Annotated in this window: 33 protein-coding genes; 3 read left to right on the forward strand and 30 right to left on the reverse strand. The window is 63.8% G+C overall.

What is annotated here, in order from left to right:
• Position 1: 1 nt before the first annotated feature.
• The 28 genes from CCOS191_RS20760 to CCOS191_RS20895 all read right to left on the reverse strand — a co-directional run bounded on the left by CCOS191_RS20760 (position 2) and on the right by CCOS191_RS20895 (position 21,215).
• Positions 2 to 883, reverse strand: coding sequence for a baseplate assembly protein (locus CCOS191_RS20760; RefSeq protein ID WP_046856797.1), 882 nt, complete (start codon positions 881 to 883; stop codon positions 2 to 4).
• A complete protein-coding gene (locus CCOS191_RS20765) occupies positions 880 to 1,206 on the reverse strand; it encodes a GPW/gp25 family protein (protein WP_046856798.1) in 327 nt (108 codons plus the stop codon). The genes CCOS191_RS20760 and CCOS191_RS20765 overlap by 4 nt, the downstream gene beginning before the upstream one ends.
• 104 nt (positions 1,207 to 1,310) lie before the next feature.
• Positions 1,311 to 2,063, reverse strand: coding sequence for a hypothetical protein (locus CCOS191_RS20770; protein WP_046856799.1), 753 nt, complete (start codon positions 2,061 to 2,063; stop codon positions 1,311 to 1,313).
• 1 nt (position 2,064) lies between these two features.
• Positions 2,065 to 2,466, reverse strand: a complete 402-nt coding sequence (locus tag CCOS191_RS20775) for a hypothetical protein (protein ID WP_046856800.1) — start codon at positions 2,464 to 2,466, stop codon at positions 2,065 to 2,067.
• 51 nt (positions 2,467 to 2,517) lie between these two features.
• The gene (locus CCOS191_RS20780; RefSeq protein ID WP_046856801.1) at positions 2,518 to 3,732 is read right to left on the reverse strand and encodes a phage tail fiber protein; all 1,215 of its coding nucleotides are present in this window, start codon (positions 3,730 to 3,732) and stop codon (positions 2,518 to 2,520) included.
• Positions 3,733 to 3,861: 129 nt separating this feature from the next.
• A complete protein-coding gene (locus tag CCOS191_RS20785; RefSeq protein WP_046856802.1) occupies positions 3,862 to 4,569 on the reverse strand; it encodes a hypothetical protein in 708 nt (235 codons plus the stop codon).
• Positions 4,569 to 4,865, reverse strand: a complete 297-nt coding sequence (locus tag CCOS191_RS20790) for a hypothetical protein (protein WP_156177672.1) — start codon at positions 4,863 to 4,865, stop codon at positions 4,569 to 4,571. The genes CCOS191_RS20785 and CCOS191_RS20790 overlap by 1 nt, the downstream gene beginning before the upstream one ends.
• Positions 4,866 to 4,909: 44 nt before the next feature.
• Positions 4,910 to 5,467, reverse strand: coding sequence for a phage baseplate assembly protein V (locus tag CCOS191_RS20795; protein ID WP_046856804.1), 558 nt, complete (start codon positions 5,465 to 5,467; stop codon positions 4,910 to 4,912).
• Positions 5,464 to 5,961: a hypothetical protein gene (locus tag CCOS191_RS20800; RefSeq protein WP_046856805.1), complete on the reverse strand. Its 498-nt coding sequence runs from the start codon at positions 5,959 to 5,961 to the stop codon at positions 5,464 to 5,466. Before CCOS191_RS20800 ends, CCOS191_RS20795 begins: the two co-directional genes overlap by 4 nt.
• Before the next feature lie 29 nt (positions 5,962 to 5,990).
• On the reverse strand, positions 5,991 to 6,533 hold the full coding sequence (locus CCOS191_RS20805) for a tail fiber assembly protein (protein WP_046856806.1): 543 nt from the start codon (positions 6,531 to 6,533) through the stop codon (positions 5,991 to 5,993).
• 2 nt (positions 6,534 to 6,535) lie between these two features.
• Positions 6,536 to 7,147, reverse strand: a complete 612-nt coding sequence (locus tag CCOS191_RS20810; protein WP_046856807.1) for a hypothetical protein — start codon at positions 7,145 to 7,147, stop codon at positions 6,536 to 6,538.
• Between the two features lie 86 nt (positions 7,148 to 7,233).
• Entirely contained in the window at positions 7,234 to 7,911 is a 678-nt protein-coding gene (locus CCOS191_RS20815) for a hypothetical protein (RefSeq protein ID WP_046856808.1), read from the reverse strand.
• The gene (locus CCOS191_RS20820) at positions 7,911 to 8,234 is read right to left on the reverse strand and encodes a hypothetical protein (protein WP_156177675.1); all 324 of its coding nucleotides are present in this window, start codon (positions 8,232 to 8,234) and stop codon (positions 7,911 to 7,913) included. Before CCOS191_RS20820 ends, CCOS191_RS20815 begins: the two co-directional genes overlap by 1 nt.
• A 15-nt stretch (positions 8,235 to 8,249) precedes the next feature.
• Complete coding sequence (locus tag CCOS191_RS20825; protein ID WP_082120474.1) at positions 8,250 to 12,587, reverse strand: phage tail protein; 4,338 nt, start codon at positions 12,585 to 12,587, stop codon at positions 8,250 to 8,252.
• 104 nt (positions 12,588 to 12,691) lie between these two features.
• Positions 12,692 to 13,306, reverse strand: a complete 615-nt coding sequence (locus CCOS191_RS20830) for a tail assembly protein (protein WP_046856810.1) — start codon at positions 13,304 to 13,306, stop codon at positions 12,692 to 12,694.
• 64 nt (positions 13,307 to 13,370) lie between these two features.
• Entirely contained in the window at positions 13,371 to 13,961 is a 591-nt protein-coding gene (locus tag CCOS191_RS20835) for a tail assembly protein (protein WP_046856811.1), read from the reverse strand.
• 40 nt (positions 13,962 to 14,001) lie between these two features.
• Positions 14,002 to 14,766 (reverse strand): C40 family peptidase, encoded by a 765-nt coding sequence (locus tag CCOS191_RS20840; RefSeq protein WP_046856812.1) that lies wholly within the window; start codon positions 14,764 to 14,766, stop codon positions 14,002 to 14,004.
• Between the two features lie 3 nt (positions 14,767 to 14,769).
• Positions 14,770 to 15,507 (reverse strand): phage minor tail protein L, encoded by a 738-nt coding sequence (locus tag CCOS191_RS20845; RefSeq protein WP_046856813.1) that lies wholly within the window; start codon positions 15,505 to 15,507, stop codon positions 14,770 to 14,772.
• A gap of 15 nt (positions 15,508 to 15,522) precedes the next feature.
• Positions 15,523 to 15,855 (reverse strand): phage tail protein, encoded by a 333-nt coding sequence (locus tag CCOS191_RS20850; RefSeq protein WP_046856814.1) that lies wholly within the window; start codon positions 15,853 to 15,855, stop codon positions 15,523 to 15,525.
• Between the two features lie 16 nt (positions 15,856 to 15,871).
• On the reverse strand, positions 15,872 to 17,137 hold the full coding sequence (locus CCOS191_RS20855) for a phage tail tape measure protein (protein ID WP_046856815.1): 1,266 nt from the start codon (positions 17,135 to 17,137) through the stop codon (positions 15,872 to 15,874).
• Between the two features lie 66 nt (positions 17,138 to 17,203).
• Positions 17,204 to 17,458 (reverse strand): hypothetical protein, encoded by a 255-nt coding sequence (locus CCOS191_RS20860; RefSeq protein ID WP_046856816.1) that lies wholly within the window; start codon positions 17,456 to 17,458, stop codon positions 17,204 to 17,206.
• A gap of 29 nt (positions 17,459 to 17,487) precedes the next feature.
• The gene (locus CCOS191_RS20865) at positions 17,488 to 17,838 is read right to left on the reverse strand and encodes a phage tail assembly chaperone family protein, TAC (RefSeq protein ID WP_046856817.1); all 351 of its coding nucleotides are present in this window, start codon (positions 17,836 to 17,838) and stop codon (positions 17,488 to 17,490) included.
• Positions 17,839 to 17,852: 14 nt separating this feature from the next.
• The gene (locus CCOS191_RS20870; RefSeq protein ID WP_046856818.1) at positions 17,853 to 18,344 is read right to left on the reverse strand and encodes a phage tail tube protein; all 492 of its coding nucleotides are present in this window, start codon (positions 18,342 to 18,344) and stop codon (positions 17,853 to 17,855) included.
• 84 nt (positions 18,345 to 18,428) lie between these two features.
• Positions 18,429 to 18,611: a hypothetical protein gene (locus CCOS191_RS20875; RefSeq protein WP_046856819.1), complete on the reverse strand. Its 183-nt coding sequence runs from the start codon at positions 18,609 to 18,611 to the stop codon at positions 18,429 to 18,431.
• 14 nt (positions 18,612 to 18,625) lie between these two features.
• Positions 18,626 to 18,979, reverse strand: coding sequence for a phage holin family protein (locus tag CCOS191_RS20880; RefSeq protein ID WP_046856820.1), 354 nt, complete (start codon positions 18,977 to 18,979; stop codon positions 18,626 to 18,628).
• Positions 18,980 to 19,008: 29 nt separating this feature from the next.
• Positions 19,009 to 19,347, reverse strand: a complete 339-nt coding sequence (locus CCOS191_RS20885; RefSeq protein ID WP_052752653.1) for a hypothetical protein — start codon at positions 19,345 to 19,347, stop codon at positions 19,009 to 19,011.
• On the reverse strand, positions 19,348 to 20,001 hold the full coding sequence (locus CCOS191_RS20890; protein WP_046856821.1) for a hypothetical protein: 654 nt from the start codon (positions 19,999 to 20,001) through the stop codon (positions 19,348 to 19,350). It abuts the gene before it with no gap.
• Positions 20,002 to 20,468: 467 nt separating this feature from the next.
• The gene (locus CCOS191_RS20895) at positions 20,469 to 21,215 is read right to left on the reverse strand and encodes a LexA family transcriptional regulator (protein ID WP_046856822.1); all 747 of its coding nucleotides are present in this window, start codon (positions 21,213 to 21,215) and stop codon (positions 20,469 to 20,471) included.
• Positions 21,216 to 21,328: 113 nt separating this feature from the next.
• Between CCOS191_RS20895 and CCOS191_RS20900 the strand changes: the two genes are divergently transcribed.
• The 3 genes from CCOS191_RS20900 (at position 21,329) to fdxA (ending at position 24,689) form a co-directional block, all read left to right on the forward strand.
• A complete protein-coding gene (locus CCOS191_RS20900) occupies positions 21,329 to 21,532 on the forward strand; it encodes a hypothetical protein (protein WP_046856823.1) in 204 nt (67 codons plus the stop codon).
• Between the two features lie 120 nt (positions 21,533 to 21,652).
• Entirely contained in the window at positions 21,653 to 24,226 is a 2,574-nt protein-coding gene (gene mutS, locus CCOS191_RS20905) for a DNA mismatch repair protein MutS (protein ID WP_046856824.1), read from the forward strand.
• A 139-nt stretch (positions 24,227 to 24,365) separates the two neighbouring features.
• The gene (gene fdxA, locus CCOS191_RS20910; RefSeq protein ID WP_023629582.1) at positions 24,366 to 24,689 is read left to right on the forward strand and encodes a ferredoxin FdxA; all 324 of its coding nucleotides are present in this window, start codon (positions 24,366 to 24,368) and stop codon (positions 24,687 to 24,689) included.
• Between the two features lie 440 nt (positions 24,690 to 25,129).
• Here fdxA and CCOS191_RS20915 read toward each other — a convergent pair whose 3' ends face one another.
• Both CCOS191_RS20915 and CCOS191_RS20920 read right to left on the reverse strand, forming a co-directional pair.
• Positions 25,130 to 25,756, reverse strand: a complete 627-nt coding sequence (locus CCOS191_RS20915; protein WP_046856825.1) for a Pr6Pr family membrane protein — start codon at positions 25,754 to 25,756, stop codon at positions 25,130 to 25,132.
• Complete coding sequence (locus tag CCOS191_RS20920) at positions 25,756 to 25,977, reverse strand: VF530 family DNA-binding protein (RefSeq protein WP_046856826.1); 222 nt, start codon at positions 25,975 to 25,977, stop codon at positions 25,756 to 25,758. Before CCOS191_RS20920 ends, CCOS191_RS20915 begins: the two co-directional genes overlap by 1 nt.
• Positions 25,978 to 26,125: the final 148 nt, after the last annotated feature.

Raw genomic sequence — 26,125 nt, forward strand, 5'->3', positions numbered from 1 at the left:
GTCAGCCACCCCGCCGCAGTTCGATTTCGGTGCACCAGGCCGCCTGGGCCTTGCTCGGGCGGATATCGCTCCAACCGACCAGCTCGACGCGGCTCACGCCGTCGATATGCAGTTGCGCGTCGATCCCCGAACGGGCGACCTCGACGCCCAGGCGTCGGCGCGGGTTGACCCAAGCCTGGAGACGGCGTCGGCATTCGCTGAGGATCGCTTCGAACTCCGGGCCGTTGTCGGCCATGTGCAGCACCGCCTCGACCCGGTACGGCAACACCTCGGCGCTGCGCACGTTGACCCGGTCGGCGACCGGGCGGATATCGTCGTCGTTGAGGTAGGCGTTGACCTGCGCCAGCAGCTCGGGGCTGGCCACGCCATCGTTGTCCAGGCTCAGCACGGTGACGTCCACCACGGCCGGCGACGGGCTTTCGGCGGTCGCGTCGGCGACCCGCCCCGAAGCGTTGCGGGCATGGAGGATGTAGCTGTTGCGCGGGCCGGCGGTGGTCAGGCCTTCGTAGACCAGCTGCACCCGTTCGCGCAGGGCGTCGTCGGATTCGAGCAAGGCCTCGGTCGGTGGGATCGTGCTCGGGTCGGCGGCCTGGATCACCAGGCGCTGCAGGCTGACGTTGGCCGCCAATTGGTCGAGGTCGCTGCCCTGGGCGTAGGCCAGCAGCAGCGCCTTGGCCGCGTCGTTGATGCGCGCCCGGTTGAGCAGCTTGCGGTAGGCGCCCACCTCGAGCAGCTTGGTCACCGGGTCGCTTTCCAGGTTGGCGGTCCAGCCCTCACCCATCTGGGTGCGGAAGCTGGTCAGGTCCTCCTGGTAGAGCACCTCGAAATCGAGGTCTTCGAGCAGTTGTGGCGCGGGCAGTTTCGACAGGTCGACCTGGCTCATACAGTCACCTCCACCAGGGCGTCATCGCCCAAATAACGGCCGCTCAGGGCCAGGCTGACCTGGCCGTCGAGCACGGCCACGACCTTGACCCGGTCGAGCTTCAGGCGCGGTTCCCAGCGCCCGAGGGCCCGGGCCACTTCAGCTTGCACCGCGCTCTTCCAACCTTCATTGACCGGCAGGTCGACGTAGCGGCGCAGCTGGCTGCCGTACTCGGGGCGCATGCGCCGGCTGCCCAGCGGCGTGGTGAGGATGTCTTCGATGGATTGACGCAGGTGGGCGATGCCGCCCAGTGGTTGTCCGGTACGGCGGTCCATGCCGATCATGGGGCACCGCCTGCTACGGGCAACTCCGGTTCGATGGTCTTCATTGGATTGTCCATGCATGAAAAAGCCCGCCAAGGCGGGCCATAGGTAAGAAAGGTCGGAGCTCAACCATAAGGCAGGGGGAGGTATCGGGTATCTGCTGCCATTACCAACAAGGGTGCATCGTTCGATATCACGCTCGGGAGCGGACCGTAACCGGTGCTGTCAATGTCGATCATCATCCAGTTGACCTTGATCATGCCCGCCTCGACATAGGCGCAGTCCATCAATACCCATCCCTGGAAATCTCCACGCCCCGTCAGGCTGGCTTGCCGTGGCGCGGCCAAACCCACAGCAAAAGAGTCCGCTGGCAGTTCAGGATTGATGACATAGGACGGCGAATTGGACACCGTCAACGCAGGCTGCCCTTGTGGGCAAATCATCACCTTGCGGATGTACAGGTTCGGCCAAGTGGCATCGAAATTCAGCTCGCCTGTCGGCCCCAGCAACTGCATGCCGTAGGTGTTTGGCGGATGGCGATACTGCGCAAAAATGAAGTACTCAACCGGCGCGCCAAGCGGAATGTTCCACCACTTGAAAAAATCGATGGCATAGCGGTCGACCCACCCCTGGCCTGTCACGTACTCGGGCCTGATCCTGCAGGCCAGCCTTGAGTTGGCACCCCTGGCTTTGAAAAACACAATCGGAGAATGGAAGCCACTGCCCAGGTCGATACTGAACGAACACACGGCGCTGACGGGCAGCGATGGAAAATTCGCATTGGTGATCAGGCCGGATTTCACCAAGGTGAAAGACAGTTGCTCGGCACTCAACTGTGCCTGCCCGGAATCGAGATAGCTCTCGAAGCCTGCTGGCATTTCAATAGACTCCGTAATACACGCGAATACCGCCGAATCCCCACCAGACCACATCGCCTACCGGAACGATATGCTTCCAGTCGTAGCGCCATGTGATGGAGGCATCGCTGAAAATGAAGTTGGGCAACACGAAGTTGCTGTTGACCGAGTAACCCCGCGGTGTCGCGGCCCACAGCGCCGCATCCGCGACCGGCACCACGAATGGCGTGCCCTGGGCCAGGTCGGCGTTGCCGATGGTCCCGGTCCATGGGCCTGGGTAACCGGCGGGCACCGCGCCGAACTTCGAGACATCCCAGTAATACACAGGTACCTGGAACGAGCCGAGGATACGGGCGAGACGCGTGGTGCCATCCATGATGCGGTGGCCGGATGGATCGTAGAATTCAATACCTTGTGCAGCCATGGCAGCCCTGACTCCTTGGACTCCATTGGGATTTACCGATACACGCACGCCTCAGGCAGGTGCCATGGGCCAGGCGACATCGTTGGGATAGCCGGCCTGCTCGGGTAATCGTGCCAAGGCCAGCCGATAGGTTTTCCAGGCTTGCAGAGCCGCAAGGTCGTTATCGCTTGCCACTCCGATATCGAAGGCATCCTGCAAGGGCGTAATGGCCTGGTCAGCCAAGTTGCGTAGATGCGCCAAAGCCTCGATGGCATCCTGGCCACTGGCAAATGCCTGCGGTGAGTCGGCCTCGGGTAGCACTGGCGGCATCGTGGGCGATGCCTTTACCGGCATGGTCAGGCGCACATCGATCCAGCTGTCCGATGGCACATCGAGGGGTTCGCCTTTGCTCAAATGCAGCTCGCCCTGCGCGTCCAGTACCCAGCGCTGACGAAACAGGCGAATGTGCAACGTACCGTCTTCGTCCTGCTCACCTTCGGCAAGGCCAAGCGGTCTGCCACCATCAGGGGAGCAGGGGTCCTGGATTCGCCAGCCTTCGCTAGCCAGACCGAGGCTGCCCTGTACCCGGTAGACGCCGGTTGCAATACGCTCGACCGTGACCCCACGTGCCTCGTCGTTGGCCGCGCCCCAGTGTCCGGCTGGCTCGAAGCTATGCTCCAGCAGATCTGCCCGGGCGCTGCGCGCCACCTCGCTGATGCGCACGATGGGCGATGCCGCCGAGAGCATGCCGCCCGACCCGCGAGTGGTATTGCCGGTGTGATAGAACTCTGCCCAGGGCGTACCGCCCTCAACTTCAGGTATCACCGAGCGGAAGTACGCACGGTTGGCCGAAATGCCAAGGGCCAACTGGGATTGCCAGCGTTGGTCGGGGCCCCACTCAGTGGACAAGACCTGAATGGCGGAAAACGGCGCATTCAGCCCGTTGTAGCTGCCATACAAGCCCGTCTTGCGCCGCAGTCGCAGGTCGCGGATGTCACTGATCGAGGGTGCCAACCAGCCACCTGGCGCCACGACCATGAGTTGGCCTGGCTGATCGCCAGTACTGGCAATGGCCCCGGTGCCCAGGCCAAGCGCGGCGCGTGCACCTTCGACGGTCTGCGCGCCCGTGCCTCCGCGCGCCACCGGTAGTGCCGCTGGCAAGGCATCGCCGCCTAGCGCGGCATAAATTTCATTGAAGTTCTCCTGCACCCTGGCAAAGGCACCCCGCTGGGTATCGCCTCCGGCCCCTGTCGGCTCACTGCCTAGATTGATTGTCTGTTTGGCCATCCCGGCCCTCCCTCTGGCCTAGCGCACATTAATGCGCTGGGTATCGATACGTGTGATTGGCGGTGCTGCGTTAAGGTTGGCGTGGCACGCAAGCATCTTTACTGGCTAGGGCCAGGAGCCTCGGGCCAGCTAGTACCCTGTTACGTCCAGGACCAATCCATTGTTGTAGGCGCCAACCGAGCCCTGGTTACTACCCAACCCTGGCCCTGCGAAGACGGTGATGAGTTTGTTGCTGATCAGATAGGCGCCACCAGCAGCAGGGGTCTGGCACTGGCCTTGCCACATCCGGACCGCGAGCCCCATCTGAGCATTGGTACCGATCCGCTCGGACAGGTAGCCCACGCTCTGCACCCCTGGCGCCACGGCAAGCTTGATGCCGCCGGGCGCCGACCCGGTATAGGTCGTATCGTGGGCGATATCGATCGAGTACGCGCCGACCACCCGCATGTAGCGGTTCTTGCTGTGAAAGACTTCGGCGCCCTGCCCGTTCCACACTTGCAGGCCAAAGGTGTCGAGCGCCTGGGCGTACTGCGGCCGGTCGAAGATGAAGTACTCGACCACCATCGGGGCTTGGCTCCCCCCAGAGTTCGGCATGCCGAACACCTTGAAGCCGCTATCGTCAACCAGGTAGCACGCCCAGTCCTGGGTGTTGAAGGCGATGATCGGTTGGCGGCCGGCCACGGGATAGTCGATGCGGGCGAAGCGCGCCCACGGATACGGGGGCTGGTTGCCGCTGGTGCTGCTGACGGTGCCTTTGGCGACCAGGCACAGATTCTGGAAACTGCCATCAATCTGCAACGTGGCCTTGTCGTTGAAGACCTGTAGCCCCGCGGACATCAGTACACCCCATAGACGATGATGCCTGGTTGTACGGCCCATCCCGCCAGCCCGGTCAGGTCCCAAGACAAGGTCGTGCCATTGGCCGTGGCCCTGATACAGCGGAATGGATTGAAGCCACCGCTGGTATTGCGCTGGAGAACGGCCGTCCAAGGGGTACCCTGGGCGAACTCCGGTACGCTGATGGCTCCTGCCGCGGCCACCGGACCAACCTGGCCGATGATCCGGGTGATCCGGTCGGTGACTCGGGTGTTCAGTGAGCCATCGACGTTGTAGCTTTCAAAACCTTGTGGCATCTCGGCCCTCTGCTTCATGGCCTTTGAGCGGCCATGTATGGGTATCAATGCTTGTGATTGGGGGTGTTGCCGGCGGTATCGATGATCCGCCCGCCACCATTGATGTCACCGCTGACCAGCAGCGGGCCGTTGACCGTGACCTTGCCGGTCAGGGTGATGGCGCTGGCATCGAGGGTGATGGCGCCGTCGTTGACCACCAGCGTGCTACCGCCGACCTTGAAAGTGGCGTTGCCCGTAGGCAGCTGGATGTCATAGCGCTTGGCTTGCCAGTCGTAGCTCAACGAGCCGCCATCCTCGAAGCGCCAGACTTCAACGTGGTCGCGGTTGTCCGGTGCGCTGCCGGCATTGCCATACAAGCCGGGCACAAAGGTGCCTTGCGCCGGCTCGCCGCTGGGGCTGAGCAGCACACCCTGCTCGCCCAGGCTCGGCGCCCGCCAATGCCGTGCCTTGCCGGCGGCCTGGCTATGCCAGCGTACCCAGGCGCTGGTCCAGTCGCCGTCGCTTACCCGCACCCGGGCCGCGGCCAGGTCCACCGCCACCACCGAGCAGGGAATCACCAGGCAAGCCAGCATGCGGTCATGCATCGCCGTGGCGTAGCTCATGCCAAGTCCTCCGGGGCTACATACTTGTGCTGGTTGCCATGCCCGGTGTCCGGGTCGACGCCCAGCAGCAGACTGCCAGCGGGCTGATCGGGCCAGGCCCATTGCGGCTCGCCAAACAGGATCGGCTGCTCCCAGCGCACCTTCCAGGCAGTGCCTTCGTACTGTGCCTGCACGTTGCGGCTGGCTTCGACGAAGTCCAACCCCCATACCTGCTGACGCAGCAGGTCCATCAGTTGCGCCGCCAGCTCACTGCCCAGCAAGCGCGCCTCGGGTTGCGTGGCATCCAGGGTGATGTCGGCCTCGAAGGTGGCAATCAGCACCGAACGACCATCGCGGGGTGCGCCGTCGGCTGTCATGCGCAGGATGCCGTGGCGCAAGGCCGGCAGGGCGGGCGTGGCGTCGGTACGGTCATGGCTGTCGACCGAGGCCAGTGTCGGCACCGCTTCACGGATCCTGGCGGTGAGTGCGGCGCTGAGTGTGGAGAGTTCGCTCATGGGCGATTCCTCATGCATGGGGGTAGCAATCATTGCGGAGCGGGCGGCCACTCGAGGGCTTCCGGGAACCCGTGCTGATCAGGCAGCCGATTCAGCGCGACGCGATAGCGCTTCCAGGCCCTGAGGTTTTCCTGCTCCAGGGCACTGGCCTCTTCCAGGTCGACGGCATCCTGCAGTGGCGCGATCGCCCTGTCGGCCTGTGCACGCCGCTGGGCAATCTCGCGCAAGGCAGCGGCCAGTGGATCGGGCTGGGGTTCCGGTAGCGGCTCGAGCGGTAAAGCCTCGACAGCCACGTGCAAGGTCAGGCTGTGCTGCAGATCGCTGGCGACACCGTCGCGGCTGACGCTGATCTCCAGGATTGGCGCGACATGTCGGATACGCACCTCGACACCGGCATCCAGCGGGTTGATCACATAGCCCCAGCCCTCAGGCGGCGGCGCCATGCCGAGGGTGCCTTGCACCCGGTATTCACCGATGCCGGCCTTGTGGCTGCTGATCGTGTTGCGCCCCAGGGAAGTCACGTCTATGACCTCGCCGGTCGGGCCGTTGAGATTGATTGCGGCTCGGGTCATGGTCAGATCGCCTTGAGGGTGCCGTCGGCGGCACGGGTGGTATTGCCGGTGTGGTAGATGACGTTGAACGTGGCCGTGGCGAAGCTGCCCGATCGCAGCACCAGGCGAGCCTCCGGAGACTGGCCGAAGAACAGCTGCGCCCCGCGGAACTCGGCCTCGCTGTAGGGCACCGTCAACACCGAGCCGTAGCCGATGCCGGTGGCGCCGACATACTGGGTGTTGGGTGTGATCAGGGAGAAACCACCCTCCATCCGGTTGATCGAGTCGCTGTAGGGAGACGATTTGCCACCCACGCCAAACGCCCCGACCTCCAGCAGGTTGCCTGCCGCCTGCCCGACATTGCGAGTCGCGGCGGTGCCCAGGCCCAAGGCCGCGCGAGCCTCGACGGCACTCTTGCCGCCAGTGCCTCCCTGGGCGAGGGTCAAGGGGGTGACAAGGCCAGTCAATGCCTTGATATCAGCGTTATTGCCTGCCGCGGCCTTGGTGGTCTGCAGGTTGGCGTCGGCTTGGTAGAGTTCGTCGAAATTGGCGACGGCCTTGACCCAGGCGGAGCGCTGGGTGTCGCCGCCGGTACCGCCGGGGGCGGTACCGAGGTTGATAGTCTGCTTGGCCATGTGTATTTCCATGCTGGGCCGTTCGCCAGCCGCTGGCTGGCGCTACGGGTAGGAGAAAGGTTGCCGCCGGGGAACGCACGCCGTCGTCAGTAGCCAGAAACGCTTGCGATGATCAGGGGCGCCATGGGGCCGGGTTCAGGGTCTGGCATGCTCGCATTGGGCTCCAGGAACAGTTCGTCGGACCAGTTGCTGTCCTCGATGACCGCCAGGCGACGTCCCAGGCTGACCCTGCCGTGATCGACACGGATCATGTCGCGCTGGACAAACGTCGTGGTGTGGAATGGCGGGACCAGGTAGTAACGGCGGTAATACGCCAGCCCGGCGGCATAGGTGTTGCCAGGCACCACCGGGAAATCCAACCCGGCCTTGGTCACCGGCCCGGCATAGGCGATGCGCAAGGTCTTGTGGCTGGAGTCATAGAGCAATTCACCGGTTGCCGAATAACTCTGCAACCCCCACTTGCTAGGCATGATCGGCGCCTTGGCGAACACATAGATCGTGATCACCGTGGGGTTGAAGCAGGCGAACCGCACTACATCCTTGTGCCCCAGCCCGTACTCCACCGAGATGTACTGGCCCTGGGTATCCCCCAGCAACAGCACGCCGTGAGCAGGCAAGGTCACATCGGCGCCGGCCATCAAGGTTCGGTTGAACGGATCGAACCCCTCGACCAGCGCGACCGTGCGCTTGTGCACCAGGCTGAGCACCGGATTGTTGCCCGTCAGTTGAATGTGATTGCCCTCGGCAAAGACTTCCAGCCCCATCAGAACACCCCATAGATAATTTTCACCGAAACGCTGTAGCCGTACTGCGCATAGCCGCCCGTGAAGCGGAACGCCGGAAAGCTCCAGCTGAGCGTTTGCCCCTGGAGCTTGACCACCGGATAGATCAGCTCGTAGGGCAACTGAAAGTTCGGTGGCCGTGACGGCAACACCTCGGGGTGGAAGAAATAGAACGGCTCGCCACGCGCCAGCTCCGGCACGATCAGGCTGCCTGCACGGGTCCCGGTCACCACCGAGCCGAGCAGGGTGCCCAGTCGGTTGCTGGTGTCCAGGTTCGGGCTTGCGTCTTCATTCCAGGTTTGCAACCCGAGCTTCATCCATCACCCCCAGATACCCATGCGTACACGCAGGGTGTTGTTGGCATCGAAGATCTGGATCAGCTGGTTGGTGATCACCAGGCGACCCTGGCCATCCACCGAGCCGTTGATCTCGAACGCGCCGCTCTTGTCCAGGCGCCAGCCGGTACGGCCGGCGACGTAATTGTTCGACTGGATCACGTTGCCGATCTTGGCACTGGAAATCGTGCCGTCCTGAATCAGCGCCGAGTTCATGAAGACCTGGCCGTTGTTCACCGAGAACGGCGTGAACAGCTGGCCACCGGCCTGGGTGCCGACCACCGAGAAGTTGTCGGCGCGCACCAGGAAGCGGCTCTGTTTGTCCTCGATGCCCAGCGACACGCCAGCGGCCACGTACTGGCCGTCGTTGGTCACCTCCATCTTCACCGACCACATCGTCGACAGTTTCTTGTCGATCCCGACCTGGGCCTGGCTGATCTGCTGCACCGAGGCGTTGGTCTGGCCCTGCTGCACCTGCACGGTGTCGAGCTTGCGCGCCATGGCAAGGCCGTCCTCGATACGCGCCGACTGCTCGGACCACACACCGACGAAGGTCTGGCTGGAACCGGCCAAGTCGCTGCCGCTTCCCGCCAACGGCGGGTTGACCTGAGCGTAGATACCATCCAGGCGCGTGCCTTGGGCGGTGACCTTGCCGTCGAGCTGGGTCGCCTGGGTCTGCAGGGTACTGATGGCCTTGGCCTGGCCTGCCGCCTGGCCCGCCACATCACCGACGCGACTGGTCAGGTCGGTGATGGACGATCCCTGGGCGACCAGGGTCTGGCCCTGTTGGCTGACCGTCGCTCCCAGTTCGCTGATCGCGCCGGCATTGGCATTGTCGGCCTGGGTGACCCGTCGCGCGACAATGTTGCACCACAGCGAGCGACCGGTACCGTTGGCCGGCTCGGTGCGGATGAGAATACGCCCCTTGACGGTGCCGGCCGGTGCCTTGATCCGCCCGCTCAGTTTGCGGAAGCCCTTGGCGCTGGCGGCCGGGAAGCTGAAAGCCGCCAGGTAGCCCAGGTTCTTGTTGTCCTTGTCGTAGAACTGCATCTGCAACTGGGCTGTCTGCCCGGCAGACATTTCATCGGCACTGACCTCGGCCGCCAGGTCGAACTGTTCTTCCGAGCCGCAGAGGATGTTGTTGGTGGTGCCGCAGAAGCTGTTGCCATAAAAGGCGATAGCTTTGCCATAACGGGTGCCGGCCAGGTTGGCCGGGACGACAACCGCAGGCGCCGGATACAGCTTGGCGTCGAAGGTCCAGGGCTGGGCGTCGCCATCCTCGAAGTCGCCCTTGATCACCAGATTGTCCGGCTGCTGGCCCAGCGCTGCCTTGAGGCCCGTGATCGCCGAAGCCTGGCTGTCGAGCTTGCCCTGAGTTTCGCTGACCTTGTTGCTCAGCGTGGTCAGGGCCGCGGCGTCCGCCTTGCCCGACAAGGCACTTTGCAAGCCGGTGAGCTGGGTGTTCTGCACCGTGTTGACGCCTTCGGCGGCGGTGATCTGGCTTTCCGCCTTGCTCATCCGCGCCGCCAGGCCGTTGCTGTCCTTGACCACCTGGCCGACATCCAGCCAGTAGCCGGCACTGGGCGGCGGCATCTTGACCGGCACCGCCTTGAGGGCCTGATACAGCCCCTGGGCCTGGCGCACGATATCGCCTGTGACATAGGCCTTTGCCGAGTCGTAGCTCAGCGCATTGGCGGCGCGGGCGACATCGTCCAGGCGCGTTTGTACGTCACTGTTCAGGTTCTGCAGACGCTGGTTCACCGAGCCATTGCCCGTGCCATCGATCAGCTCGATACGCTCGAACAGGTGCTTGCCCAGCGCCGACTCGCTGATCTTGCCGGAGAAGTAGCGGTCATAGTCGCTCTGCTCGGCGCTGGACTGCCCACGCACGCCGATGCCCTCCGGGTACCACTTGCCGACGTTGCCGCTGCGGTCCACCAGGCGCGCCCAGAAGAACAGCTGCGCGCCGGCGGCCAGGCCCTGCAGCTCATGCTCGGCCTGCGGGTAGGCAAAGTCGCCGAGCTTCTTCGCATCGACCCGATTGGCGCTGCTGCCATACCAGATTTCCGTGCGCTGGGTATCGCCAGTACCTTCGGGGAACCGCCAGTCCAGAGCGATGGCGAACACCTTGCTGGTGGCCAGCAACTGGGCCACTGCCGGTGGCGTGCCGAGTTTGCCTTTGAGCGGGGTCAGCTCGGACAGTTTCCAGATCGAAGTGATCTCGCCGACGCTGATCGAACGGACCCGCGCCAGGTAGTCACCGGCGTAGATCCCGGTGACATCGACGCTGGTGGCACCGCTGCGCGGCAGGCTGATCCAGTTGCCGTCGTCCTTGCGCCATTCCACCTCGTAGGCCACCGCGCCGGGCACCGCAGGCCAGGCAATGGTCAGGGTGCTGACCGCCAGACCCTGGCTGACCGCGTGGTTGCTGCTGAGGCTGACGCTGTTCGGCGGCGGCACCAGGTTGATCGGCGTGACACTGATTGGCCGTTCCTCCAGCCGCGCGCCGCTGTCGATGTGGGCAAACTTGCTCGGCTCGTACTGCACCGCGCTGATCTCGTAGATCCCTGGCTCGGGTCGCGACACGCTGGTCACGCGGTACAACGGCACGCTCAGGTCCGGCGCGTCCAGCGCCCAGACCAATTCCGCCTCGGGGGCGACGCTGTAGGCGGTGGTCAACGTCAGGCGACGACCTGCGACCGCCTCAACCGTTCGCGCCTCGCAGGTGCCGTCGGGCAGGTTGAGAATCAGGCGGTCACCCGCCTTGGCCTGGGTATCGCGGTCGAGGGTGACCTGGCGGCCACTTGCTGCGGCGATCCGGCCGCCGATGGCGCGCCCGGCCAGCAGCTCGTCGGCCACCGGAATGACGAAGCCCGGCAACGGGATGCGCCCGTCCATGCCGACCCGGAAGCTGATGCCACGGTCACGGGCATTGGTCGCCAGCGCCCACTTGCCACGGCGTTGAGCTTCGGATTCGCGGGTGCAGCCGATGGCGCTGATCTCGAGCGGATTGTCGCCGTAGCGGCGCTGCAACTTCTCGTCGGTGACCACCGTGACATCGGTGTCGTAGCTGTTCAACGGGTTGTCGTAGCTGATCAGCGCGCGGCTGTAGCGGCTACGCTCCGAACCACTGGAATAATTGAACTTGCCGCCGATGACATTGGCCCGGGTATAGGCGAAGTCGAAGTCGGTGGCCCGTGGCATGTCGGCCAGGCTGTAAAGCTGGCCCTGGGCCCAGTAGGTCATGCCGCGGTAGATGCCGGCGATGTCACGCAGCAGCGACCAGGCCTCGGCCTTGCTCTGCAGGTTGAGGTTGCAGATGAAGCGCGGTTCCTGGCCGCCCTTGCCATCGGGCACCAGCTGGTCGCAGTACTGGGCGATGCGGTACAGCTCCCACTTGTCGACCATCCACGGCTTGATCCGGCGGCCGAGGCCGAAGCGGTCGTTGGTGCAGATACCGTACGTAACCCAGGCCGGGTTGTCGGTCCAGGCCTCCTTGAAGGTGCCGTCCCACACGCCGATATAGGCACGGGTGTCCGGATCGTAGTTGCTCGGCACCGGCCACTTGCGCCCCCGGCACTCCACGGTCACCGCCGGAATGTTGCGGAACTGCTCGGCGGAGAACTCGATGTACAGCAGCGCGGTGTTGGGGTAACGCAGCTTGGCGTCGATCACCTCGGTCAGGCCGGCGAGCTGCATGGTGTCGGCGACCTTGTTGTTGTTCTGGTTCGGCGTCAGCCGGCGCACGCGCAGGGTCCAGCCGGTCAAGGCCTTGGGCAGGTCTATGCGCCGGGTGCGCTCATAGGCGCTGGTGGTCTTGCCGTGCACCGCGTCCTTGAGAACTTCCTGGTAGGTGCCGCCATCGGTGGCCACCTCGACCACGTACTCGATACGATGCCCGTTGATATTGCCGGCACTGTCCATGGCTTGCAGCGCCGGCCAGGCGAAGCGCAGGCGCACCGCCGAAAGCCGAGTGTCGTTGATGGCATGAACCCAGGGCTTGTCACTGCGCAGTTCGATGCCCTGGCTGATCTCGTTGTCCACCGACGGGATACCGGGGATGTGTGGCTGCTCCACCGAGCCGGTGCGCCACTCCCATTTGACGCCAGGGAAATTGTAGTTGCCCTGGTCGTCCATCAACGGTGTGCCGTCAAGGTAGATGTCGCGGGCAGTCGGGGTGCCGGCGAACTCGCCTTCACCAATGGCCAGGAGCATCTTGGCCACCGCGACCGAGCGCAGGCTATCCGGTGCCTCGACCGGCGTCTTGGGCTTCTTCTGACCACCTTTGCGACCGGTGATCACGGGTCTGTTGGTTTCGCCCATGTATTCCTCCAGGCGTAAAAAAACCGCCTCCGAGGCGGTTGGCTGAATAGAGCCGGGGATGCAGGCCCGCTATGGCGCTGTACCTGGCGTTATGACCCTGACGCTCAGAGCCGGTCCTCGGCATAGATCGCCGCGCTGATGATGGCGCCGCCCCAGCGCCGCTTGCCCACGCACAGCGGCACCGGGTTGCCGGACGCCGTGGTGTTGCGCGCCGCGCCAAAGGCGTAGCCGGGGGTATTCTCCGGCGCCTGGCTCATGCTCAGCCCCTTGGGCTGTGGGCTGAGCAGCTGCATCACGCCGCCAAGCGCCATCGCCGCGCCCATGTGGGCGACGAACCCGGCGGTTCCCTCCGAAGCGAAGGCGGCGCCGACACCACCGCTATAGATGGCGGCTGCGGCAATCATGACGATACCGACGATGGTCTGCAGGGTGCCCGCCCGCTTGCTGCCGATGACCACCGGCACAATGCGGATTTCTTCCCGAGCCTGGAAACCCAGCTCCGACTCGCCGACGTTGCGGCGGTCGTTGAACACGGCAAACTCCAGGCCACGCGAGCGGGCATTGGCGAGAAACCGCTCGAAACCAGGCACCAGCACGCACAGGGCCTTGATCGCCTCGCGTGGTGTGTTCACCGCCAGCTCGAAGGTCTTGCCGAACTGGCGCAATTGGCCACCGAGCCTGACGCGGGTCAACGGCGAATCAATGGTGGTTGCTGACATGGCAACTCCTTCTGCGAAAAGCGGCTGCCCGGGGCAGCCGTATTGACCGAGCCATGCCCTGGCCTCACAGGCGATCCTCGGCGTAGATAGCGGCGCTGACGATCGCCCCGCCCCAACGACGCTTACCGATGCACAGCGGAACCGGCAGGCCGGTGGTGACGGTGTTGCGGGCATTGCCAAAGGCATAGCCCGGCGTGTTCGAAGGGCTGGCGCTGAGCTTGAGGCCCTTGGGCTGCGGGCTGAGCATCTGCATCACGCCGCCGGCCATGAGGCCGGCGCCCATCTGCACCGCCCATGTCTGCCCGAAGTACATCCCGCCGACGATCATCACCGCCCCGACGATGGTCTGCAGGATGCCGCCACGCTTGCTGCCGGCCAGTACCGGAACGATACGGAGCTCGCTGGTGCCGCCCAGCGCGAAGGCCTTGCTGTCGACGTTGCGGCGATTGCGGAAGATCGCGAAACGCATGCCAAGACGGTCAAGCCGGCGGATCTCCTCCTCGAAACCTTCCAGGGTATTGCGCAGGGCCCGGAACACTTCCCAGGCCTGGCCGCTGTCCAGGCGACGCCGGTGTTCCCGGCCAAACTTGCGTGCCAGGACACCGGACAACTTGATGGTGGTCAGGGCTGGCACATTGATCACGGATACAGCCATCTAGGGCCTCCTGTGCGAATCTGCATGAATCGAAAGCCGCTCATTGGCCAACCTCGGCATCGCGGTGGCGCAACACCAGCCGGGTGCGATCCAGCCACGGCCCACCGAACACGATCACTTCGCTGGGGCGCCCGTACAGATGGTGCAGCAGGAACGGGCCGGCACCAGTGGGCGTCCATTGCTCACCAGGCAGGCGCGGATCATTGCCCAGATAGATACCGGCATGGTTGGGGTGCGCGGTACGACCGATAGCCATGACCAGCATGTCGCCACGTCGCGGGGTGTCGACGGCGACGAAGCCGGCATCGACATAGGCCTGCTCGTACAGGCTCGGACCCTGGGCATCCTCCCACCAGCCATCCTCGCGGGCATAGGGAGCAAAGGTCAGGCCCCATTCGCGTTGATACCAGTCGGCGCATACCTGCCAGCAGTCCCACAGGCCATGCACAAAGGGACGCCCCAGCAACGGAGTGTCGCCCTTGGGCAGGATCGTGCGCAGGTCGCCTTCCGGCCAGGACAGGATATGCCAAGGCAGCCCCGTGGCCTCGCACATGGCCAGATCGCGAGTGGACGGCAGGCTGCTGGCGTCAGGATGCGAATGCACCACCGCGACAACCTCCCCGAGGTCTTCCGCCGCCGCGTAGTCGTGCGGATCGATGCGGAACTCTTCGCCGGGTTCGTTGGCGGTATTGCGACAGCGTTGATAGACCAGCCGCCCGGCCCGGTCGATGACCAGCCCACAAGCTTCGCGGGGGTAGTCCTCGGCAGCATGGACGCGAATCGCTTCGAGCAGGTCAGGTGCCATGTTTCAGCTCCGGGCGATCAGCGAGACGGCCGGGAAGCCGCCGTGGGGCAGTTCGGCCGCCTCGCCGAAGCGCAGCTTGCATGAGCGCAGGCCCCCCTTGCAGCGATCCTTGGCCGGATCGTCGGTGGGACGGTCCTCGTCATCGAAACGCAGGCTGCCGGTATAGCCGCAGTTCGGGCCACGGTAGCCATTGGTCATCGCCCAATGGCAATAGGCGGTCATCTGTCGGCCTGGCAGGCCGTGGCTGTCGATCTCGCCGGGCGAGGACAGTTCCCACTGCACCTGCTCGTCGTCCTCCTGGGTCTTCTGGTCGAGAAACCAGATCTCCAAGGCCTCCTGGGTTGGATCGGCCTGGCTGTTGCCAGTCGCGAAGTTACGCGCGTCCAGGTACTGACCGAGGGTCTGGCGCACGGTCAGCTTGAACTTGAGCAGGTCCTCGAAGGCCAGGCACAACGCCGTGACCCGGCCATCTACGTTGCCGGCGGTGAACTTCGGGCGGGTGGCCCTGCCATTGCTGTTGGCACCGATGCCGTCGATCTGCACCGGCCAGGCGGCATACTCATTGCCCTGCCACCAGATCGAACGAGCCGGCAGGTCAGCCGCGTCCAGCACATCGGGTTCATGGGTGATGGCATGACCGTGAAAGCGCAGGGTATCAGCACCAAACTCGCTGCCGTCGATCTCGAACAGAACGATTTCCGCGCCCGGTTCGAGTTTCTGGATGTCATTGATCAGCGCCATGGCGGCTCTCCTCGGTCATGGGTGAAAGGCCTGCTCGAACGTCGCGCTGATGCTGTACAAGCCACCACCCTTGGCGGTGGGCTGGTAGCCCTTGCAGCGATACAGGCCCGGCTTGCCCAGTGGCGCGGTCCAGCGGAACGCGCGGCTGCCAGCGTGACGGTCGAGGAACTCGGCGATCGCGCGGATCTTGATTTCGTCGCCGATAAACACCAACGGCCAGGACTGGCTGCGGTTGTTGATCCCGTCGGCCACCGCCTGTTGGTAGCCGTCGCCGAACTGCACCGTGCGCACGCGGTACTCCACGGTCCCGGTCGGTTCGGTCTTCGGGCTCCAGGTAAAGGTTTCCATGTGATGTTCTCCTTGCTCAGCGGCCGTGAATCGCCGACCAGATCTGTCCGCCCGGCATCAGCTCGCGGGAAATCTGTTCGCTGGCGCCCTGGCGGGCGGCACCGGCATAGGCGTTGGCCAGGCGCTGGGTATTGCCCTCACCCGCCGCGGCATTACCGTCGCCAGCGGCTACATTGATGGTCTGCTGGATCACTACTTCGCTGCTGTGGCTGGCACCGGAGCCACCGCCCAGCGCGCGAACGCCCAGCGCGCCATCGGCGCCGCGGGTCAGTGGCATGATCGCTTCAGGGCCGGCCTCGCCGAACAGCGCCATCGGCGCCAGGGTCGGCGTGGTCGCGACGCCGTTGGTGAAGGCGCCACCCTTGGCGAATGCGGAGCCGCCGTAGGTCACACCTGAGGCGTTGAGTTGCGGGGTGAAGGTGGTGCTGGTGCCACCCACGGACATGCTGGTGGCGGTTGGCGCGGCACCACCGCTGAACCACGAACCGACCAGGTTCATGCCGAACCCGAGCAGACTGCTCAGAGCCTTGGAGGCCGCGGTCTTGGCCGCCAGCGCGGCCATGTCGGCGATCACCGACTTGGCGAAGTCGGAGAACGACAGCTTGCCGGTAGTGGCAAAAGTCTGCACCGCATTGCCCATGCGATCGAAGACGCTGGCAAAGACAGCTTGCGATTGCGCCGCGACGTTGCTGGAGGTCTCCAGATACTCCTCCCAAGCCGCAGAGGCGCCAACCATCCAGTCGCCACGCGCCTGACTCATCATGTCGTAGTCGTTGAGTACCTGGTTGGTCATGTCGGCATGCCGGGCACGCATGTCCTCCAACTGCTGCTGGTAGTTCGCGCCATCGGGGCCTGCGGCGCCCAACGGGTTGGCCTGCTCGAACTGAGCCCGTTCGGCGTAGTAGCCTTCGTCCACCTTGAACAGCTGGTCGGCCAACCCGCCCTGGCGCTTGCTCATGCTCATCTTCGCCACCTCGAGCTCGGCACTGGCGTGCTGCTTGCGCAGCGACTCGCTGTAGGGCCGCTCGGGGGCATCCTGCACGGCCTGCTCCCAGCTCGGTGGCGCGTAGGCGGACTGGAAGCGATCCAGCGCTCTCCTCGAGATGTCCAGGCTCGAATCGGCGACCGCGCCTACGCTCTTGAGGTACTTGGTGTTGAAAGCCTCGACGTTCTTCTGCATCTCGCGCAGGGTGCGGTCACTGAGGGCCGAGGCCCTGGACAGTGCCCGTTCGAGGCTGGAGAGGTCGATCGTCGGGCTGAAACTGGCAAGGTTGGTTGCCATGGGCCTACTCCCTGATCATGGTGAAACCCGCCGTGGCGGGTTTCGTGAAGAAGGTGGTGCCGATCATCAGCACCACTGCTGCATGGCACTCTCGAGCGACACCCCTTGGCGCCGCTCGTGAGGCATGAAATCGATCAACTCGGCGCTGCCGCCGGCTTGATGGTTGGCCTGCAGCGCCAACATGGCGATGCTGGCCTCCAGCCGGCGACCGCCGTGCAACGAGCCATGGCGCTGGATGTACTGCGCCCAGTCCCTGGCTTCTGCGTAGCTCAGCCGTTCCTTGGCTTCGCTGATCGTGCGGCCGCCGATGCCATTGAGCACCAGCTCATGCCAGAACTCATCGGCGGCCGTCAGTTCTTTGCCGGGGTATTACCGGTGCCATTGACTTCGTTGATGGCGTTGAGCAGCACGAAGCCCAGCGAGGGTTCGAGGTTGAACGCGTCCTCGACGCCCAATGGTTCGTCCCCCTCCTCGCCGAGGCTGATGGACGCGGCCAGGTAATGCGCGTTGCGGCTATGGGACGACGCCTGTTCAGCGAACAGACGCTCGATCACCCCGAACGAATGACGGCGCACATGCACCACCAGGGTCTGGGCCAGCATTTCCCCGGTCTGCGGATCAGGCCGGTTCCAGACCACTTCCTTGCGTACCCGCTGGCTGTCGACGATGCCGCCCAGGGCCTTGAGTTGATTGATGTTCATTCAGTCCTCCGGGCTCAGGCCTTTTTCGCCCAGGTGGAGCCGCCGGTGCGCTGGATGCTCACCGAGGTGGTAACCACCGAATTGAGCGCAAAGTTGAACGGGAAGTCGGCCACGTAGCCTTCGAAGGCGAACCAGGTACGGGTGGCCGGCAGCTCGAAGCCATCGCCCTTGCTGTTGACCGTCGGTGCCACGCCCTTGCCGTCCGACCAGCCCACCACCCATTTGACGGTGGTGTTGCCCTTGGCTTCGGACAACTGATGCAGGCGGATGTGGCTGGCGTTGGTCGGGTCGGCGTTAAGGCCCAGAGTGGCGGTGCCAGGGGTACGTAGACCTTTCTTGTAGGTGCGTTCGGCGGCGTCGAGGGTCGTGTCCTCGATCTGCTCGGCCGGGGCGCCGCCCGGCTCGAACGAGGTCACGTGGTCGACTTCCAGCACGCTGAGCGGCCCGGTGCCGGAGAGCGGTGGGACCAGTGCATAGATCTGGGTGCCTTGAGTAAGAATCGACATAGAGGTGTTCTCCTTGAACATGATGAAAGCCGCCACGGGAATCCCGGGCGGTCGGACGGGTGTTGCAGGTAAAGGGGGAAAAACTCAGGCAGGCTTCGAACCATCGAGATAAGGCGGTGCATCGGGGTCCGGTTCACGGCTCCTCAGATAGGCCACCAGTTGCTCGTTGCTTGATGCCAGCCGCTCGATCGACTGCCCCAGGGCGGTCTGCACCGACGCCTGGTTGCTCAGGGCTGCCAGGAGTGCTTCCAGCTGTGTTTCGTTCATGCAGGGCTCCCGTTTCAGCGGCCACGATCGTCGGCGTCGACGCTGGCCGATGGTTGCTCGATGCCCAGGCGGCGAGCCGCCCAGCGTTCATAGAGGCCGATGGCGACATCGGCCCCAGCCATGGCGGTGAGGCAGCCAAAGGCGCTGGCGCTCCAGATCGACATGCCGCTGGCGTACAGCAGCATCACCGTCGACACACCGCAGACCATGCAAGCGCCGGAGCGCAGCACCAGCCGCCGCACCAGCGCCCAGCCCCGGGCGCCGGCCTTGTCGGCACGCCACATTTCGCCTGACAGACCGCCCAGCAGGGCCAGAACGATCACCAGCCAGAGCGGCATGTCGAGCAATGCCTGTTGTTCACTTGTCAAAGTCCTGTCTCCTTGAAATAAAGCCACGCTCAACCCTCCATCGACTGGATGATCGGCACGACGGGAAGATCCTCGGCCAGGACATGCAGCATCAACGTGCTGACCAGCCGATAAGGCTGGCCGTCGCGGGTCACGGTCACCAGCAGGTCGCCGGAGACCTCATCATGTTCAACCGCCACGTCAGCCTTGCTGTCCATCTGGCTGAGCGAGTAGCCCCAGCCCACGCTCACGGGGGGGAAAGGCACCAGGCCGAGGCTGCCGGTGATCTTGAACCGCCCCTCACCGAGTGCCAGCGAAGCCAGCTGCGCCTGCGGGGGAGTGATGTCGTAGGTGCTGCCATCGTTTAACAGCGTGATGATTGCGCGCATTCAGGCCACCTTGATCGTGCCGTCGTTGCCGACCTTGCAGTTGGATGTGTTGAGCGTGGTGACGACGGTGAACGGCATCTGCTGCAAATTGGCGGCTGGTGGCGGGCCGTCGACCACGATGCCCCAGTCGGACTCCTGTCCACCTGGCATGACCAATGCCCCGGTGTTCAGGCAACTGACCGCGAAGCGTGGGTAATAGGCCCTGGTCGGGAACTTCAGGTACAGGTTGGCCAGGCCGTTTTCCTCGTACAGGATGATCTGCAAGCCGTTGTTGGCGGCCAGGGTGCCCATCTCCCGCGAGGACGTGTTGACCAGCGCGGTCGCTGCAACGATCTTGCCGTCATAGAAGTACCAGCTCAGGTCGATGGTGATCGGCGAGGTGTAGGTCGCCAGACAGCCGTGTAGTCGCACCATTGGCGCGATGCCACCGGCGCTGGGCACCTTGGTCTTGAGCGTGAACGAATTCACGTAGTTCGAGACCGCCATCACCCCAACCTCGCGGTACAGCTGCCCGGACAGCGTCGAGTAATCCGGCTGAAGGGCACGGTCCTTCAGCTGCGCCAGGTTGCGGTTGACCTTGTCGAAGCCGGTGCGCACCGTGTCGCCGCCGACGCCCGTGGGCGCCGTGCCCATGTTGATGATTTCGAAACCCATTTCATCTCCGTTTCGATGAATTTCGTAGGAATGAAGCTGGCGGGATGTTGGCCCGCGCATTGCCTCGGCATTCCAAAAAGCCCGCTTCGCAGGCTTTTCAGTAATGCGTTGATCAACCGCCGGCCACGACTGGTGACGCCGTGCGGTTGCGCTTCAAATTGGTGACTCCGACCGCGGCCGCCTGCCCGCCGGATAACTGATCGTGGTGCTTTACGCTGCACACCCGGGCCAGTTGCCAACCCTCTGAACAGTCGAGGCCTGTTCATCGCTGCCTGTGTAACAACCGGTTGCTGACCGGCTTGAGACACAGGTTATGCATGTATGCATATGCAGTCAATGCATTTTTAGAAATATTTATGCACAGGTATTTGCCGAAATGCATGAAGGCCTTATCGGATGCGGTGTGTAGGGTTTTTCTGAAGGCGAAAAAAAACCCGCCAAGGCGGGTTTTTATCGAGGGCTGGGGATCAACGGGCGTACATGCCCCACCAGAAAACGTGACCGAGGAGGCTGATCTGTTCTTCCTGCATCTGCTGGAAGCTGTAGTCCTCGTCGGGGTGCTCGTCGCGGTTGAAGCTGCGCAGGCGAATGCCGGTAGGCAGGCGGTACACCTGTTTCACCCGCAGCTGGCCGTTGTGGTTGATGGCATAAAGGTCACCGTCGATGATGTCACCGATAGTGCATTTGCCGGTGTTGACCCCGACCGTGGCGCCGTCGCGCAGCACCGGCAACATGCTGTTGCCACGCACCGTCACGCACTTGGCATGGTCGAACTGCACGCCATTGTGGCGCAGGCTGCGTTTGCCGAAGCGCAAGCGAGCATTCTCGCTTTCCTCGATGACGAATCTTCCTGATCCTGCTGCCAACTCGACCTCACGAAGAAAAGGCACGGACACCTCGTCGTCCTCGACGGGTGTTTCATCGTCCCACAAGCTGATGTCGCTCAGGGCCGCATGGCCTTGAGTGAGAGGGGCCGCGTCACGGGATTCGCCCAGTTCGACGCGGCCGCGCAACTGGTCGGTGCTCACGCCGAAGTACTCGGCGATCTTCGAGACGTGCTTGTCCGAAGGATCGACGATCTTCTCGCTGAGAATCCGCGACAGGGTGGATTGAGGTACACCCGTGCGCCGATGCAGCTCTGTGGGGGACAGGCCGTGGCGGGCGAGCAGTTCTCTGAGTACGGAGGCTACGTTGCGTTTTTGCATAATGCGCATAATGCATCCGTGGCAGCGCAAATGCAATGGCCAGGCAAGCGCAAAACAAAGGTTGCCCCTCCCCCCGGGCCATCGCTATCGTCGCGCTTTCTCACCATGGATCGGAAAACGGCATGGACCTTTCGCCGCGACGCCGCTGGCCCACCTACCTGCTTGTCGGGTTGATCATTGCGTTGATGGCGGCCCTGAACATCCAGGACTGGCCGTCCCTTGAACGGCCACGACGGGTCTTTAGCCGAGGCTTCGTGATGTTCTGCGTGCTGGTGGTGATCATGGAACTGATCCTCCTCAACCAGTTGTTCGGCCACCCGGGCTGAGGCCAACGCCTGACAGCCCGCGCAGATTTGCCCACCCATCCAACCTGCGCCCACCGAAAAAAGCCTGTACCATTGACGGTTTCGAAATTTGCCACCAGACCACCCGCTGTAAGGCCCTGAATGTCTGATCTCTCCGCACACACCCCGATGATGCAGCAGTACTGGAAGCTGAAAAACCAGCACCCGGACCAGCTGATGTTCTACCGCATGGGCGACTTCTACGAGATCTTCTACGAAGATGCGAAGAAAGCCGCGAAACTGCTGGATATCACCCTGACCGCCCGCGGGCAGTCGGCGGGCCAGTCGATTCCCATGTGCGGGATTCCGTTCCACTCGCTCGAAGGCTACCTGGCCAAGCTGGTCAAGCTCGGCGAGTCGGTGGTGATCTGCGAGCAGATCGGCGACCCGGCTACCAGCAAGGGCCCGGTGGAGCGCCAGGTGGTGCGCATCATCACCCCGGGCACGATCAGCGACGAGGCGTTGCTCGACGAGCGTCGCGACAACCTGATTGCCGCCTTGCTCGGCGACGAGCGGCTGTTCGGCCTGGCGGTGCTGGACATCACCAGCGGCAATTTCACCGTGCAGGAGATCAAGGGCTGGGAGAACCTGCTGGCCGAGCTCGAGCGCATCAACCCGGTGGAGCTGCTGATCCCGGATGACTGGCCGCAGGGCCTGCCAGCGGAGAAGCGCCGTGGCGCCCGGCGCCGCGCCCCGTGGGACTTCGACCGTGATTCGGCACGCAAGAGCCTTTGCCAGCAGTTCGCCACCCAGGACCTCAAGGGCTTTGGCTGCGACAAGCTGACCCTGGCCATTGGCGCCGCCGGCTGCCTGCTGAGCTACGCCAAGGAAACCCAGCGCACCGCCCTGCCCCACCTGCGCAGCCTGCGCCACGAGCGCCTGGACGACACCGTCATCCTCGATGCCGCCAGCCGCCGCAACCTGGAGCTGGACATCAACCTGGCCGGTGGCCGCGACAACACCCTGCAATCGGTCATCGACCGCTGCCAGACCGCCATGGCCAGCCGCTTGCTGACCCGCTGGCTGAACCGTCCGCTGCGCGACTTGAAGGTGCTCAAGGCACGCCAGGACTCGATCCGCTGCCTGCTCGACGGCTACCGCTTCGAAAAGCTGCAGCCGCAGCTCAAGGAAATCGGCGACATCGAGCGGATCCTCGCGCGTATCGGCCTGCGCAACGCCCGCCCGCGTGACCTGGCGCGCCTGCGCGACGCCCTCGGCGCCCTGCCCGAGCTGCAGAACGCCATGGCCGAGCTGGAGGCACCGCATCTGGCGCGCCTGGCCGCGATCACCGGCACCTATCCGGAGCTGGCCGGCCTGCTGGAGCGGGCGATCATCGACAACCCGCCGGCGGTGATCCGCGACGGTGGCGTGCTCAAGACCGGCTACGACAGCGAACTGGACGAACTGCTGTCGATCAGCGAGAACGCCGGCCAGTTCCTCATCGACCTGGAAGCCCGCGAGAAGGCCCGCACGGGCCTTGCCAACCTCAAGGTCGGCTACAACCGCGTGCATGGCTATTTCATCGAGCTGCCGACCAAGCAGGCCGAGCAGGCACCCGCCGACTACATCCGTCGGCAGACGCTCAAGGGCGCCGAACGTTTCATCACCCCCGAACTGAAGACGTTCGAGGACAAGGCGCTGTCGGCCAAGAGCCGTGCCCTGGCCCGCGAGAAGATGCTCTACGATGCCTTGCTCGAAACGTTGATCGGGCACCTGGCGCCACTGCAGGACAGCGCCGCGGCGCTGGCCGAGCTGGATGTGCTGAGCAACCTGGGCGAACGCGCCCTGAACCTGGACCTGAACTGCCCAAGCTTCGTCGACGAGCCGTGCCTGCGCATCGAGCAGGGCCGCCACCCGGTGGTCGAGCAAGTATTGACCACGCCGTTCGTGGCCAACGACCTGGGCCTGGACGACAGCACGCGCATGCTGATCATCACCGGCCCGAACATGGGCGGTAAGTCCACCTACATGCGCCAGACCGCGCTGATCGTGCTGCTGGCGCATATCGGCAGCTTCGTCCCGGCAGCCGCCTGCGAGCTGTCGCCGGTGGACCGTATCTTCACCCGTATCGGCTCCAGCGATGACCTGGCCGGCGGGCGCTCGACCTTCATGGTCGAGATGAGCGAAACCGCGAACATCCTGCACAACGCTACCGACCGCAGCCTGGTGCTGATGGACGAAGTCGGCCGCGGCACCAGTACCTTCGACGGTCTGTCGCTGGCCTGGGCCGCCGCCGAGCGCCTGGCCCAGCTGCGCGCCTACACATTGTTCGCCACCCACTACTTCGAACTGACCGTGCTGCCGGACAGCGAGCCGCTGGTGGCCAACGTGCACCTGAACGCCACCGAGCACAATGAACGCATCGTGTTCCTGCACCATGTGCTGCCGGGCCCCGCGAGCCAGAGCTACGGCCTGGCCGTGGCGCAACTGGCGGGCGTGCCGGCGGCGGTGATCCAGCGTGCCCGCGAGCATCTGGGCCGGCTGGAGACCACCAGCCTGCCCCATGAAGCGCCGCTTGCAACGCCGCGCGACAATACGCCTCACGTGCCGCACCAGAGCGACCTGTTCGCCAGCCTGCCACACCCGGCCATCGAGAAGCTGGGCAAGCTGGACCTGGATGACATGACGCCGCGCCAAGCTATCGAAATGCTATATCAACTGAAAAACCTGTTATAACGGCCCACCGCGCAAGCTGGTAGAATCCGGCGCGGTTTGCGAGGGCTGCAGGTTATTAGCCTGGTCTGCAGCCAGCACCGTGAACCGCGCTGCCCTGGAAGGAAGGGCAAGCTGCCGTCGCCTGAGGAGAGAATTAGAAATGACCTTCGTCGTCACCGACAACTGCATCAAATGCAAGTACACCGACTGCGTGGAAGTCTGTCCGGTGGACTGCTTCTACGAAGGCCCGAACTTCCTGGTGATTCACCCGGACGAATGCATCGACTGTGCGCTGTGCGAGCCTGAGTGCCCGGCCCAGGCGATTTTCTCGGAAGACGAAGTGCCGTCCGGCATGGAGAACTTCATCGAGCTGAACGCCGAGCTGGCCGAGATCTGGCCGAACATCACCGAGAAGAAAGACGCCCTGGCGGACGCCGAAGAGTGGGATGGCAAGCCTGGCAAGATCGCCGATCTGGAGCGCTGACAGCGCCCAGGTACGAAAAAGGCCCGCGAGGGCCTTTTTTCATTTTCAGCAGGCAAAAAAAAGGGGCGGTTTGACCCGCCCACATTTTTTCCGTAGTCCCTGTATGTCCCAATCATCGTCCTGATGAATCGCGTCCCGCGATGTCCTTGGCCATCATCCTTGAGAGCCTGTGTCAGTCCGTAGACACAGTTCGAATACTAGTGATTCCCCGCCTTGGTACAAGCGGCGAATATCTCAGGATGATTCAGGCGAAATATCTTCTGATAATTATAAAAATAATATATTTCATGCACTTAGAAAAAATACGCCACTGGAAACGACATTGATTTACTGATCCCTACAGCGATCACTTACATGATGAGTAAGCGAATGCTTACACGCGATACTACGAGGGTGGCGAAATAAACACTTTGCTGAGGGTGCCATGAACTCCTCCCGCCTCAATGCCGCCCTCGCCAACGGTCAAGCCCCAGCAGTACTAGCCCGATGGCCCAGAACCCTGCCAGCACTCCCACTGCATTCATCAACACCTGCCCATGGCCAAGCCGCGCCACATCGACGAACGGATAGGGATAGACGCCGATCTCATGCCCACGCAGCAGCACGAAGGCAAAATACAGCATCGGATACAGCGCCCAGGCTGCCAGATGCCAGAGCCGCAGCTGCCCCTTGGGTACCTCGAACCACCAGTACAGGATGAACAGCAGCGGCATCACGTCGTGCAGCAGCTCGTCCGCCAGCCACTGCCAGCCCTGGGGTTGCCATAGGTGTCGCAGCAACAGGCTGTAGGCCAGCGCCACCAGCACGATACTGGCTGCAACGCACGAGCTGATCGCCGGGGAAAGAAACCAGCGCCTGGCCGCCGACTCACGACCAAACGCGGCATGGCTCAGCACCGTGGCCCCCAGCGTGTTGCTGAGCACGGTGAAATAGCAGAACAGGTTGACCAGCCCGCCGATCAGGCTGGCGTGTTCCTGCCAACGCGCCAGCAGTACCAGGTACAGCTGGATCGCCAATCCCGCCCAGCCAAGAACGGCCGCCAGGGCAAGCCAAGGCCGGCGCGGCATCAGCCTTTGCGCTGCAGCTTCACGTACAGCTGCTCGACCTTCTCCCGGGCCCAGGGGGTCTTGCGCAGGAAGGTCAGGCTCGACTTGATCGTCGGGTCGCTTTTGAAGCAGCGGATATCGATGCGTTCGGCCAGGCCCTGCCACTGATAGTGCGCCACCAGCTCGGTGAGGATCTGTTCGAGGGTCTTGCCGTGCAGCGCGTTATGGTTGGCCGTGCTCATGCAGTGCTCCAGGTTCGGGAAGGTGCGCACCTTACATGAGTGTAGGAGCGGATTCATCCGCGATGCGTTCGTCGACAAAACTGCGGCGTCCGGACAATCGAGCGCCGCCCACGCGGCGCATCGCGGATGAATCCGCTCCTACATTCGT

Source organism: Pseudomonas sp. CCOS 191, assembly GCF_001007005.1.
Classification (GTDB): Bacteria; Pseudomonadota; Gammaproteobacteria; order Pseudomonadales; family Pseudomonadaceae; genus Aquipseudomonas; species Aquipseudomonas soli.